General features: G+C 33.9%; 10 protein-coding genes. 7 read left to right on the top strand and 3 right to left on the bottom strand.

Annotation, left to right across the window (positions count from 1 at the left end):
* Positions 1–13: 13 nt before the first annotated feature.
* Positions 14–889 (top strand): DUF3881 family protein, encoded by an 876-nt coding sequence (locus tag BN3282_RS04855; protein WP_059067074.1) that lies wholly within the window; start codon positions 14–16, stop codon positions 887–889.
* 895 nt (positions 890–1,784) lie between these two features.
* Here the strand turns inward: BN3282_RS04855 and BN3282_RS04850 are convergent.
* Both BN3282_RS04850 and BN3282_RS04845 read right to left on the bottom strand, forming a co-directional pair.
* Entirely contained in the window at positions 1,785–3,560 is a 1,776-nt protein-coding gene (locus tag BN3282_RS04850; protein WP_059067072.1) for a sensor histidine kinase, read from the bottom strand.
* A gap of 18 nt (positions 3,561–3,578) precedes the next feature.
* Complete coding sequence (locus BN3282_RS04845; RefSeq protein WP_059067070.1) at positions 3,579–4,325, bottom strand: response regulator transcription factor; 747 nt, start codon at positions 4,323–4,325, stop codon at positions 3,579–3,581.
* 162 nt (positions 4,326–4,487) lie between these two features.
* On the opposite strand from BN3282_RS04845, the gene BN3282_RS04840 reads away from it, so the two are divergent.
* The 6 genes from BN3282_RS04840 to BN3282_RS04815 are packed head-to-tail and all read left to right on the top strand — an operon-like array spanning position 4,488 to position 12,007.
* Positions 4,488–5,822, top strand: coding sequence for an ABC transporter substrate-binding protein (locus BN3282_RS04840; RefSeq protein WP_059067068.1), 1,335 nt, complete (start codon positions 4,488–4,490; stop codon positions 5,820–5,822).
* 55 nt (positions 5,823–5,877) lie between these two features.
* Positions 5,878–6,756 carry a carbohydrate ABC transporter permease gene (locus tag BN3282_RS04835; protein ID WP_059067067.1) on the top strand — a complete coding sequence of 293 codons (879 nt, stop codon included), beginning with the start codon at positions 5,878–5,880 and terminating at the stop codon, positions 6,754–6,756.
* Position 6,757: 1 nt separating this feature from the next.
* On the top strand, positions 6,758–7,597 hold the full coding sequence (locus tag BN3282_RS04830; RefSeq protein ID WP_059067065.1) for a carbohydrate ABC transporter permease: 840 nt from the start codon (positions 6,758–6,760) through the stop codon (positions 7,595–7,597).
* Between the two features lie 35 nt (positions 7,598–7,632).
* Positions 7,633–9,363, top strand: a complete 1,731-nt coding sequence (locus tag BN3282_RS04825; RefSeq protein ID WP_059067063.1) for a hypothetical protein — start codon at positions 7,633–7,635, stop codon at positions 9,361–9,363.
* On the top strand, positions 9,344–11,284 hold the full coding sequence (locus BN3282_RS04820) for an ADP-ribosylglycohydrolase family protein (protein ID WP_059067061.1): 1,941 nt from the start codon (positions 9,344–9,346) through the stop codon (positions 11,282–11,284). Before BN3282_RS04825 ends, BN3282_RS04820 begins: the two co-directional genes overlap by 20 nt.
* Positions 11,285–11,287: 3 nt before the next feature.
* Positions 11,288–12,007, top strand: coding sequence for a GDSL-type esterase/lipase family protein (locus BN3282_RS04815; RefSeq protein ID WP_082667475.1), 720 nt, complete (start codon positions 11,288–11,290; stop codon positions 12,005–12,007).
* A 153-nt stretch (positions 12,008–12,160) separates the two neighbouring features.
* Here BN3282_RS04815 and BN3282_RS04810 read toward each other — a convergent pair whose 3' ends face one another.
* A complete protein-coding gene (locus BN3282_RS04810; RefSeq protein ID WP_059067058.1) occupies positions 12,161–12,766 on the bottom strand; it encodes an HD domain-containing protein in 606 nt (201 codons plus the stop codon).
* Positions 12,767–13,490: the final 724 nt, after the last annotated feature.

Below are 13,490 nucleotides of genomic sequence, written 5' to 3'. Positions count from 1 at the left end.
ATTGGAGAACACAATGCACCAATATTTAAAAGCAATCGGTTTTGGGAATCTTCAGACCAGAAAAGAATTAAAAGAAATTTTAAAACAAGCAGAAGAAAATTTTACACATCAGATGATCGTTTCTTATCATACTTCAGAAGATTTCTGTGAATATCAGAAAGAGTATGGGCAGAATATGGGAATTACACTTTGTGGAGAATTGGATGAACAAGAAAATTTTGACATGAGCTATTATTTTCCATATTTTGAAGGAAGCGGAGTTACAACTTATGCAGAAATCGCTGTAGAAAAGAGAATAGAAAGAGAACAATACATCGGAGTATGTGAGGATCCAAAAGTTGGGATCAGCCTGATATTTACTCTGCAAAATGGTGTAGAGTATATGAAAGAGAAACAGATTGGTTTTCTGTCCGGTCTGGAAACTTCCGTTACATTTGCAGGGCTGGCACTTTCCGGAAAAATATTATTTCCTGTCAGAAAAGATGAAAAGCAGATAAAAAACGAACAAGAAGCATCACAAAACAGAAAAAAATTATTAAATGCAGCGAGAAGCGGAGATCAGACAGCTATAGAGACTCTGACATTGGATGATATGGATATTTATTCTAAAGTGTCAAAAAGGTTGATAAGCGAAGATATTTTTTCGATTGTAGATACGTATTTTATGCCCTATGGAGTTGAATGTGATCTATATTCTATAATGGGAGAAATACTTGCTGTAAGGGAACGTGAAAATATACTGACAAAAGAAAGAATATATCAGATGAAACTAGATGTAAATGAATTACAGTTTGATATTTGTGTACCCGCCGCAGAGGTGATGGGAGAACCGGAAATAGGAAGAAGGTTTAAAGGTACAATATGGTTGCAGGGATACATTAATTTTTAATGTATCCCTGCGGTTTTAGGTAAGCCTTGCGGCGCACATCACTAACGGATGGAAGTCCGCAATCCATCCAATAGTAGGAAGGATACAGACAAAGACAAGACTTGATAAGATTTGTCGAGTAAAGAACTATAAAATATTTAAACTATTTTATAGCACAAAAAATAGATTGCTTGAATGAGTCAGTCTAAAAGTAGATTTATAAGTAGAGTTGTTTTTTTAGTAAATTCAAATCTTCAGTAACTCTTGTATAGCAAATGCGCAAAAATTTATTGTAACCAACAATCATGTAAATATAATAATGTTTTTCGCAATGAAGCAGATTGACGTTTGGAAATTTCTCGATTTTTGATGTCAATGGAACCAGAATGATACGGTAATGAATTCATACTGGTAAGGAAAAGAAAGAACATATAGACATAACGACTTTTTGGTTAGAAGTAGTCTAATAGATTAGATATTATCTGAAGAAAATCTTAAAAGAGCATACATGCAAGTTGTATGAAATAAAGGAGCAGAAGGAGTGGACGAAGTACACAGAATTCAAACAATATCTTGAGGAAAACGTAGAGATTATCAAAGAGCAGTTGAACAAGAAAATATAAGCTTCACTTGGTACAAAAATGGAGATATCAAAGTTGAATATAGGATTCAGAAAAACTGGGAGCATAGACAGTAACGGATCGATTTGTATAACAAGCTATTGCATAGATGCAAACGTTAATCTATGAGAAGTAGTTTATGACCATAGCTATAGGTTTAAACCGAATAAATGTGCATAGCAGGCAATTCAAACAGCATTGGATATGATGAATGTGAGGACTCTATTGTAGCAACCCAAAAGAAGGAAGAAGATGAAAAATATGACAAATATTTCATGAGTATATTTGCCTTTATTCTATTTTTTGGGAATAGAAAAGCTAATACAAGTACCTTGTCCTACATGGCTGATAATGGATAATCCTGCATTATCAGGATACGTAAGAATTAAACGTTTATGTGTATTTTTGATTCCTATATGGTGTTCTTGTTCTTCTGAAGACTCTAGAGAAATACGGATCTGTTCCAAGCGCTCTTTTTCAATACCTATCCCATTGTCTAAGATATGAAATCTTAAAGAATCTCCGGCATCATAAATTTTAATACGTATCACTAAAGTATCATGAGGAGATTGAAGACTATAGTGTATACTGTTTTCAAGAAGAGGCTGAAATAGAAGACGGATTACAGAATACTGCAATAAAGATTCATCATAGTCCCATAAAAGTACAATTTGTCCGGGATTATGGAATTTTTGTATTTCTATATATTCTTTACAGGACTGTATTTCATCTCTCAAAGAAACAGGAGTTCTGGAATCTTCCAGTGCATAGCGTAGAATATCTGAAAGTGCATGTATTAATTTGCTGGCTGATGCCTGATAACCTTCATTTTTTATAATTTCCATATCGATTGACTGTAAAGTATTAAAGAAAAAGTGAGGATTGATCTGAAGCTGTAGAGCTTTAAGTTCACTGAGGGTCTTTTTTAGCTGATATTCTTTTACTTGCATTGTTAATGTATTATTTTTAACAAAAGTGAGAATTACACGATTTAGAATCAGATTATATTCATCTAGTTTTTTAGCATCAATAAGTCCACCATTGTCATCAAGCGGAAGTTTTCCCTTTTCAGCTTTCCACAAAATATCCATAAGAAGTTCTATTTGATGAAAATTTTTTTGAGTCAAGTAAAGACTTAGTATTAGACATAGTATTGCAGCGATTATAATACCGACGATGACACAATAAAAAATATTATACATAAGACGATAAATATCATGTGAAGGAACAAGCGATAAAAAGTGAAGATTATAATCTGGATAGGTAAATTCAGTTACAGCATAGGTATGATTATCATATTTAGCGGAAGAAAGATAATGCCCCTCATTGGATAAAGATAACTGTTTATGAAGTCCTTGATCTTCTTTGAAGTTTAATTGTTTTGCATTTTTATTAGAAAATAAAATCATTCCATTTGAATCAGTGACAAAGACAGATTCATTTGGATAATTTTCAAGAGAAGATAGAAGATTTGACAAAACAGCTGGATTTAAATTAATGACTAAAACGCCGTCATAATATTGAATCCTCCTATAAATAGTCACGACCTTGTGAGCGTCTTCAAAATGATAATTCTGAGCGGTACGTAAAGTAATCCATTTATCTTCTTCTTTTGTATGTGTTTTAAAATCTTCCAGCCACTGTTTATCGGCAGAATGACTGATAGATGTCAATTTTTTATTTGTCTGGAAAAAGTAATCTTCTTCATTTGGAAAATATACATATACAGAATCCACATAAGAAGAGCTGGATTTTAAATTTTCAAAAATATAAAACATGATATTTTTTGTAATATTTTCTTTATAATCCATAGAATTTTGGTTAAGAATACGATACATAGACATGGAGATAGAACTATTTGTGTTCATTAAATCTGCTACATCATCACCTTTCGTAAGAATTTCTTCCATGAGCTGACTGCTTATTCGAAAGGTACTTTGTGCCTGCGTATTTGAATCCTGCCGAATTTGAAAAAAAGAGTAGATAGTAAGAAAAATTCCCATAATAATAACAGGCACAGAAAAAATAAAAAAATATCGAATAAATTTATGAATAAAATATTTTTGTTTCATAAAGTAGTACTGACCTCTTTATTCTTTAATATTGTGATTTCTATATTCTCGTGGTGTAACGTTAAAATATTGTTTAAAAGCGCGAGTAAAATTTTTGGGATTATCATATCCTACCATCAAAGAAATCTCATACATCTTAAAATCAATATTCTGCAATAATTCTGCAGCACGTTCCATTTTACATTGAATCAAATAATCAGAAAAGGTTACTAAGGTTATCTTATGAAACAATTTTGAAAAATATCCGGGACTCAAATGGACATGGAGAGCCGTATTTTCGAGTGAAGCTTCATTTAAATTTTTCTGGACATAATCTTTTGCCATAGAGATGATTTTTTTATGATAAGTGTCATCATTATTTTGTGTGTTTTGAGGAACATTATCAGATGTTTTTTCCAGTATTTCTTTAATATGCAGCATTGTTGTTGTCAGTTCTTCATATTTGATAGGTTTTAGCAGAAAATCATGTACTTGATAGCGAATGGCCTGTTGCGCATAGTCAAAATGTTTATATCCTGTAAGAATGACAATTTCGATTGGATTTTTATTTTCACGAAGCATACGGATCAAGTCCAGACCGGAAATATTTGGAAGCCGGATATCAGTTAAAAGAATATCAGCATGCTCGACAGATAAATAATGAAAAGCATCCTGCCCATTGGAGAAACTGGCTGTTACTTGTATTCCAAGAGAATCCCATGGAAATAAATGAATAAGACATTCGCGGATATTGGATTCGTCTTCTACTATAACTAAATTTAACATAAGAGTTCCTCACTTTAGGATATAAAAAGAGTAAAAATATTAATAATTGATACTTATGTAAAAAATCATATCATAATGTCAGAATAAAAGTCAAGAAACGTATCTAGGATAAAAAATAAGAGTGTGTTAATTTTTAAATATAAAAAAAGGAGGAACAGATTTATGAAAAAGAAGTATTTGGCAGTTTTATTATCAGTAACTATGTTTGTTACATCGGTAGCAGTTTTTACTGGCTGTGGAAAAACAGAGCAGGAAAATAAAACAGATGGACAAAACACAGAAAGTTCGGACGAGCAGATTACCTTACGTTTTATGTGGTGGGGAGATGACGTAAGACATCAGGCTACTTTGGATGTGATCGAACAATATGAAACAGAACATCCGAATGTAAAGATTGAAGCTGAGTATGGGGGATATGATGGCTATTTTGAAAAACTGACAACACAGCTTTCAGGAGAAACTGCTGCAGATATCATTCAATATAATGCAAATACAGTTTCGGATCTAATGGAAATTGGTGATGTATTTGTAAACTTGGAAGATTATGCAGATATTTTGGATACATCGGATTTTAATCAAGAGTTTATCCAAAATTTTTCTTATTATGATGGTAAAATGATCGCCCTTCCAACAGGAATTAATGGTGGAATCTGGCTGACAAATACACAACTTCTTGATGAAGCAGGAATGGATGCAGAAACTATTAAAACATGGGATGATTTTATTGAAGCGGGAAAAACACTTCATGAAACAAATGAAAACTACTATTTATTCAATATTGATATTGAAACACTTGGAAAAGAACTATTAGGTTCTATCATGGCACAGATCACAGGAGAAGATTTAATTAATAAAGATACAATGGAAATTAATTTTACGAAAGAGGATCTTAAAAAGGCATTTACATTGATTGACGATATGTATAGAAATAATGTCATAGAACCGGCGGCAGACAGCGCTCCGTATGCGTTAAAATTGAATACAAATCCAAAATGGATTAATCACGAATTGGCATTAGTTTACGGTGCAACATCTAACATATTTGATGGGTATTATGATTTTCAGAATACGGCAATAGCTTTAGATATGCCGGAATTTGAAGATGCTAAAGAATCTGGGATTTTATATGTACCTCCGCAGATGTTAGCAATTTCTTCAAAATGTGAACATCCGGAAGTAGCGGCAGACTTTTTGAATTATTTTTATAATAATGAGACAGCGATCAATACATTAAAGACATGTCGTTCTCTTCCTGCTACAGAAAAAGGTCGGCAGATTTGCGAGGAAGAAGGGTATGCAGATCCGGTATTAATATCAGCAATTGAAAAAGCTGAAGAAACAGGAACAATACATCAGAATCTTTATACGCCGACAGAAGTCGTAGAGATTTTGCAGGATGGTGTAGAAAAAATTGCATATGGACAGGGAGACGTAGAAAGTATAACAAATGATACAATGAGTCTTCTTGAAGAAACATTAGAACGTTTACAAAAATAATAAAAGAAACTAGGAGGGTTGACAAGTACGTCAACCTTCTGGAAAGTGGGAAGATATGAAAAGAAAGAAACTTGGAGAGGCAAAAGGATACTTGTATATATGTCCATGGGTAATAGGTTTTTTAATGTTTCAATTAATTCCTTTGGTAAATTCTTTTCGATATTCCCTGACTGATATTAAATTAGGAGGAGAATACCAATTTATAGGAATTGAAAATTACATAAGAATGTTTACCGCAGATGTAGATTTATTTAATTCTCTGTGGGTCACAGTGAAATATATCCTGATGGTAGTTCCTGCAAAATTAATATTTGCTTTGATTGTAGCTATGATATTGAGTATGAAGATAAAAGGAATACGGATCTTTAGAACTATGTATTATCTTCCTTCCATACTTGGCGGAAGCGTAGCAATTTCAGCCCTGTGGCGAGTCATGTTTATGAAAACCGGCATTATTAATAATCTGTTGGGAACAGATATTAATTGGCTGGGAGACCCAAAATATGCTTTATTTACAATCGGGTTGATCGATATTTGGCAGTTTGGCTCTTCTATGGTTTTATTCTTTGCGGCATTAAAACAAGTTCCAAGAGAATTATATGAAGCCGCACAGATAGATGGGGCAGGAAAAGTGAAAGTATTTTTTAAAGTAACCCTTCCAATGATCAGTCCTGTCATGTTGTTTAATATTGTGATGCAGACAATCAATGCATTGCAAAACTATACCTCGGCATATGTAGTAACAGGTGGGGGACCTTTGAAATCAACAAATATTATGGCGCTGAAAATATATGAGGATGCTTTTGTGAAATCAGATCTTGGATATGCAAGTGCAGAATCTTGGTTGTTGTTTATATTGCTGCTTTGTTTAAGTGGTTTTATTTTCTTTACTTCAAGATATTGGGTATTTTATGGTGATGAAGGAGGCAAATAAGATGAAAAAGAAAAAATATATGCGTTGGTTCTCCTTTATACTGATAACAGTAATCGGAATATGTATGATTTATCCGCTGGTATGGATGTTTTTCGCATCATTTAAAACAAATGAAGAAATTAATCTTGCAACGAATTTATTACCGGAACATTTTGATTGGTCTGGTTTTATAAAAGGTTGGGAATCTTCTGGACAATATACATTTACAGATTTTTTTATAAATACATTTTTGTTGGTAGTACCTACGGTTTTATTTACTGTTATTTCGTGTACAGTGGTTGCATATGGCTTTGCCAGATTCTCTTTTAAAGGAAATAAACTTTTATTTGGAATTATGTTATCGACTTTAATGGTTCCAAATGCGGTTCTTATTATTCCAAGATATCTTCTGTTTAGAGATTTTGGGTGGTTAGACAGTTATATGCCATTCTGGATGCCTGCATTATTTGCCTGTTATCCATTTTTTATTTATCAGGAAGTACAATTTTTAAGAGGAATACCAAAAGAGTTGGATGAAGCAGCTAAGATTGATGGATGTAATTCTTTTCAAATATTGACAAAGATTCTTCTTCCTATATTAAAGCCGTCTATGATATCTATTTGTATTTTTCAGACAATCTGGACATGGAATGATTTCATGAATCCATTGATTTACATTAATAGTGTATCAAAATATCCTCTTTCCCTGGCATTGAGAATGGGGTTGGATGTTGCGGCATCTACAAACTGGAATGAAATTATGTCTATGGCATGTGTTTCGATTATCCCTCTGGTAATCATGTTCTTCTGTCTGCAAAAATATTTTGTAGAAGGAATTGCATCTTCCGGTTTAAAAGGTTGAATGTATATTATATAGAAAAAGGAGAGAATTAATAAATGGAAACGTATACTTTTCGAGCAATGGAAATTCATGATTTTACACAAATATGGAATTTAGAGGAAATAAGAAGACGTTTGGATTTTATGGTACGCAACAATATGAATGCAATGGTTTTTCATGAACCTGGAATAGAAGATAAAATTGTTTTTCCGGCAAAGTTTTTGGGTGGAAGCGGTAATCCAAAAAGTTATTATGATGCTTTTTTAGAAGTAGATCATCCTATTCTAAATCATGCACTGCGTGAAAATTTGAATTTAAATAGAAGGGATTATATAAATCATGTGATTAGAGAAGCAAAAGAAGCGGGTGTAGATATTTATTTTGAAAATAAAGAGTTGTGGTTTTCTGATTTTGTTTTGAAATATAAAAAAGAGCTTATGCAAGAGGATGGAACAATTTGTCCAAGTAATCCATTTTGGTATGAAGAATTTTTACCATATAAATATAAAGAACTCTTTCTTGCTTTGCCGGATCTGGCGGGTATTGTTTGTTCTATCGGCACAGGTGAAGCAAGGCTTGCAATAAGCAATACATTTGCATGTGGATGTGAAAGATGCCGGAATCTGGATCCGGTAGAATGGTATAAAAACATGATTATGGCAATGTATAAACCTTTTGAAGAAGCAGGAAAGAAATTAATTATCCGAGATTTTATCTATACAAAGGCAGAACAAGACAGATTTCAGAAAGCATTTATCGATATGCCGGAAGAAATAGTACTGTCTTTGAAAAATACACCCCATGATTTTTATCCTACTTTCCCGGACAATCCACTGATGGGAAAGGTAGGTAATCACCAGCAGATTACAGAGTATGATGTGAATGGTCAGTTTTTTGGCTGGGGTGCACAGCCATCGGCAATGCTTTCAGATATCAAACGTAGGCTGAAATATGGAAAAGAACATAAAGTAAGCGGCTTCTTGGCAAGAACAGATTGGGAAGGGGTTCAGGACTGGACTTGTTTTGATAATTTAAATATGGTGAATTTGTACGCAATTGCAGCATATGCTGAGAATGAAAATATTCAGGAAGAAGAAATTTATTTACGGTGGCTGCAGGGAGAACATTTGATTAGTGACACATTAAATCCGGGAGAAGTAAAGAAATGTGTCAAAAAAATTAAAGAAATTATGGATGAGACATGGCCGATTGTCGAAAAGACCAATTTTGTAAATGGATGTTTATTTTCAAACGATAGTTGTATGCATCTGACACCAGAACAATTTACCTTTATCGGAGGCACACATCATAGTTTAAGTGAATGGGATCCAGAGAAAAAAGATGCATTAGAGATGACAAAAGAGAATATCGCTAAAATTGTATCCGATAAAGAAGATGCATATATAGCATGTGAAAAGTTGGTAGATCTGGTTGAAAAAGAAAATATGGGACTAACAGAAACAGCCTATGAGAAGATGAAAGAGCACTTTGCATTTATGCGTTGGTACGTACGCGGGTTTAGACTTACAGCAAGAGGGTATTGTTTTGGCAGATACGTGACAGAAAGAAATGAAGAAGACGTTTTGTTGGATGGAAAAACAGCATCACAACTTTTATGTGAAACAATACATGAAATGGAAATATATAAGGAAGGGCTTTTACAGACTTCGTTTATAGAAAAATATCCTTTTGATGCTCAGTTAAATCCGGAAAGAGTAGAATTCTATACAAATGCATTAAAAAGAATGTTGGAAGAAGGAAAGACATATGAAACAAATAAAAATTAACCGGGAATGTTTTCGGGATAAAGTTATGGGATGCTGGTTAGGCAAAAATGCAGGCGGAACATTAGGGGAACCTTTGGAAGGAAAATTTGGTGAAAGGAAGATGTTTCATATAAACTGGTATCCGTATCTTCCGGAAGGAGGGATCCCTAATGATGATTTAGAGCTGCAGTTAATCTGGCTGCAGCAGCTGCAGAAAAAAGGACCGGGGATTACAGCGATAGATTTGACAGAAGCTTGGAAAGACTGTGTTGCTTATAATTTTGATGAGTATGGACTTAGTAAAGAAAATATGCAAAAAGGATTGCTGCCTCCTGTATGCGGATGGCATAATAATTCCTTTAAAGATTGTATGGGAAGTCCTATTCGATCAGAATTGTGGGCGTGTATTGCACCGGGATGTCCAGAAGTGGCGGCATGGTATGCTTACCAAGATGCAATCGTAGACCATGGAGGCGGAGAATCTGTTTATGGAGAAATATTTAATGCAGTGTTAGAATCATATGCTTTTATAAATGGAAATAAGTTTTCGCTTTTGGATATGGCATTGGCAGCAATTCCATCTTCCTCTTTAACGTATCAATGTGTAAAAAAATGTATTGAAAATTATCATGCGGGTATGAAGTATGAAGATAATCGAAATAATCTGGTAGACACATTTTATAATCCAGTAGCGCAGTACTCTCCTTTAAATCTTGCATTTCAGACGATAGGCTGGCTATACGGAGAAGATTTTGGTGATTCTATATGTAAGGCAGTCAATTGTGGATGGGATACAGATTGTACAGCTGCAACTTTAGGAGCAATACTTGGAATCATAGGAGGTGCCTCCTCTTTACCAGAAAAATGGATAGAACCATTGGGATATGATATCGCAACAAATATGACCACTGGCGGAATCAGAAATTTGATTGCCCCTACTAATATACGTGAACTGACGGAAGAAGTCTGTGCAGAAGCAGAACGAGTGCTTCGGTATTGGGGATGTAAAATTATTTTTTCGGATAATGACGATATGAGCTCTAATATACAACTTCCGATGCCAAAACTTTCATTTTTGGAAGAATACGAGGCAGACAGTATATCCTATTCATATGGAACAATTAGTATAACGGTGAAGTATAAGGATGATGCTGCGATTTTGGGAAACCGGATTTCAGAAATAGGTATAAAATTTGAAAATCCGCATTTAATTGAAAAAGTATTGCATGTAGCTTTAGAAATGCCGGATGGTTTTAGCTTATATGAGCCGATGGACGAAACATTTAAAATCAAAGCAGAAGGAGAAAAAGAAATCGGTTGTAAGATCCAGGCAGATAATTTGAAGATTCAAGAATCTAATATTTGTTGGCTAAAAGTGCAAATAGAGGAAGAACCTGCTATCCCAGCAATTCCTATTGTCTTATTAGGCGGAAATCGATGGATGATTTCTGAACTTTATCCAGGAAAAAACATAGAAGATGATTGTGGTATAAATGAGGAAGAGTGGTTTGTCAGCCCGCCTTGTGGTTTTACTGAGCAATGGAATACAGGAAATGATTTACAGTTGGGAACACGCTTCAAAGAGAAGGGAGTGATTTATGCTCTGCATCATATCTACTCTGAAGAGGAGAAAGATGTTGTATTGGGAGTTCCGAACAATGGATATATGAAATTATATTTAAACGGAAAATGGATCCACACTACAATTCAGAAAACACCGCTTAGGGCAAATCTGGGAAATGGCGGCGCTTTGGGAGATTTGTCAAATTATAAAGTTACAAAATTTGTAAAAGGATGGAATCAAATTTTTATTAAACTTCAGGCAGAAGATTTTCCGGAAGAAGCACATTTTACAATTGGCGGTATGAGTACGGTATGCGAGAAAAATCATGGGATGCCTGTCATGGGAATCTGCCGAAATAAGTTTATATGGGAAAGGTAGAACATGAGCATTCAAAAAAATATATTACAAATGAAACCATGGATAAAGCCAGGGTATCTTTCACAAGTCATGAGGGCTGATGAAAGAAGAATGGAATTTGATTGTAAAAATCAAACACTTATACAAAAAGAATGTAAAGTAGACATGGTGTTTATTGGAGATTCAATTATACAAATGTGGGAATTATCCGCATATTTTCAAGAGTATCCACTTCGGATCATAAACCGAGGAATTGGAGGAGACAGAACTTCATCTCTTCTTCATCGATTTAGGGCAGATGCTGTTCAACTAAAACCTAAAATAGTAGTTATAATGGCAGGAATTAATGATTCTTGGGATTTGGAGTTTGATTATTGGAAGCAGGAAGAAGGAAAAAGATTAGAAAATATTCTGCAAGAAGCTCTGACAAATATGGAAAAAATAGTAAAGATTTCTGTAGAAGAACAAGTATCTGTAGTGCTTTGCTCTATTTTACCTACTTGTATGGAATGGACAAACCACGAACGTGACAGACAAAAATATGTGCATTTGTATAATCAGGAACTGAAAAAAAAGGCACAGAAATATGGTGTTGTTTTTGTAGATTATTATCCATCTTTTTTGAATGAAGACGGATATTCTCTAAGGAGAGAATTGAGTTTGGAAGGTCTTCATCCTAATGTATTTGGGTATGATATAATGGCAGAAATTTTGAAAGATACACTTCGGTTTTTTATTAAGTAAAAAATTTTGATAAAAGAGGTACTGACGAGAATTCAGAGTAATCATTTTCAATCGTTTGTACTTCTTTTTTTATAAAATATATCTTGACGTGCTACACTGCCTGAAAGGAATGTATCACGAGATATACGGATGGGTATACATCTTAAAGGTATCTTAGCTATAAATACATTTGTCTATATTCGGTAAAAGTGTATATACAGACGCTCCTAGCATTTTTTCAAAATATTCTTTATATTGGTATGTCTGCTTCCAACGGTCTATCGTAAATGGATATATACCGTATCGACATGTCGTATCTACAAATCTTTTTTCCAAAATACAAAAACCTTGTGCATCAGCAAGAGAATCACAAAGTATGATCAATTTGTCATAATCATCATACTCTGTTTCTTCTAAATAGCGCTTCATAAATTGGTATTGTTTTTCATTGATATCTGCTTTCGATATATCTGTTGTGATGTCTTTGACCGGAAATGAGTGAGTAAGACATATCCTTGCCACACTATTCCATCCTTTGGACATAGCATATTCATATCCGTCTATGGCATGCTTTAAAGCAGATTTGCCATTTCTTCGTCCTATATCATGCAAAATGCCGCAAATATAAGCTTTTTCCACATCTAGCGTTTTGCACGCTTCGGCAATATACTTTGCTGCCGCTCCTACATGATAAGAATGGGCAATCCATAGTCCGGGATTTTGCCTTTCAGCTATTTTTAATTCTTGTTTTGCGTCAGAGATTGTTATAGGATCTTTCATGATATGTCTTTCATCTCCTTTATGTTTTTAAAGAATACTCTATTTTTAACTATAAAATAGCATTTCCGTGATTGAAAACATCTGTTTATTTGTCTGCATAGTATCATATTTTCTTGTATTTAACAATTTGTAAATGTATAATAATGAAAATAGTATAGAATTTTGTTGAATAATCATAGTCCAGTGGTGTGATGTAAAATGAGAATGGATAATAAAAACACATATTTTCTGCTATGTTTCATGAAAATAAAAAGCACCTGCCTAAGCTCTGTCGACCATGTTTTTTTATAAGCAGGGCGTAGCTGATCAGCAAGTAGACGAATTTATCTTGCCGGATAATATAGACGATTGTATTTGAGCAGTGCAAAAACCAATCGCACAAATTTACGGGCAGTTACTATGAGTACATGTTTGTGTTAATGCCTGTTTACCGCTTTATATTTGAGGTAGTAAAAGTCAAGATATATCTTTGTTGCATCTTATTAAGAGAAAATGCTGCTTCGAGATCAAGCGGAACCGTGCCAAGGGAATGAGAAGTCATGGCAGAGATAAGGCTGCAAATTATAGGGGTTATGGAAAGTCTTACAGACAATGAATGTTTTTTAATTCTTTTGGAATCAATTTAATGAAAATGGAAGTGGGATTGTGGCTATGTACTTGTTTAAACTATGATCATGCATGACCTAAAAAAAGAAAAAATTAGTGAAAAAAACTTGGCAGAAAT

It is taken from the genome of Mediterraneibacter massiliensis, from assembly GCF_001487105.1.
Lineage (GTDB): Bacteria > Bacillota > Clostridia > Lachnospirales > Lachnospiraceae > Mediterraneibacter > Mediterraneibacter massiliensis.
The sequence above is the reverse complement of the archived record's forward strand: the minus strand, read 5'-3'. Positions and strand labels throughout refer to the sequence as shown.

What these genes read in the sequence shown, in the direction of transcription:
- BN3282_RS04830 (WP_059067065.1), top strand. Translation starts at nt 6,758, where the DNA reads ATGAAAAAGAAAAAATATATGCGTTGGTTCTCCTTTATACTGATAACA.
- BN3282_RS04845 (WP_059067070.1), bottom strand. Translation starts at nt 4,325, where the DNA reads ATGTTAAATTTAGTTATAGTAGAAGACGAATCCAATATCCGCGAATGT.
- BN3282_RS04840 (WP_059067068.1), top strand. Translation starts at nt 4,488, where the DNA reads ATGAAAAAGAAGTATTTGGCAGTTTTATTATCAGTAACTATGTTTGTT.
- BN3282_RS04825 (WP_059067063.1), top strand. Translation starts at nt 7,633, where the DNA reads ATGGAAACGTATACTTTTCGAGCAATGGAAATTCATGATTTTACACAA.
- BN3282_RS04855 (WP_059067074.1), top strand. Translation starts at nt 14, where the DNA reads ATGCACCAATATTTAAAAGCAATCGGTTTTGGGAATCTTCAGACCAGA.
- BN3282_RS04810 (WP_059067058.1), bottom strand. Translation starts at nt 12,766, where the DNA reads ATGAAAGATCCTATAACAATCTCTGACGCAAAACAAGAATTAAAAATA.
- BN3282_RS04820 (WP_059067061.1), top strand. Translation starts at nt 9,344, where the DNA reads ATGAAACAAATAAAAATTAACCGGGAATGTTTTCGGGATAAAGTTATG.
- BN3282_RS04850 (WP_059067072.1), bottom strand. Translation starts at nt 3,560, where the DNA reads ATGAAACAAAAATATTTTATTCATAAATTTATTCGATATTTTTTTATT.
- BN3282_RS04835 (WP_059067067.1), top strand. Translation starts at nt 5,878, where the DNA reads ATGAAAAGAAAGAAACTTGGAGAGGCAAAAGGATACTTGTATATATGT.
- BN3282_RS04815 (WP_082667475.1), top strand. Translation starts at nt 11,288, where the DNA reads ATGAGCATTCAAAAAAATATATTACAAATGAAACCATGGATAAAGCCA.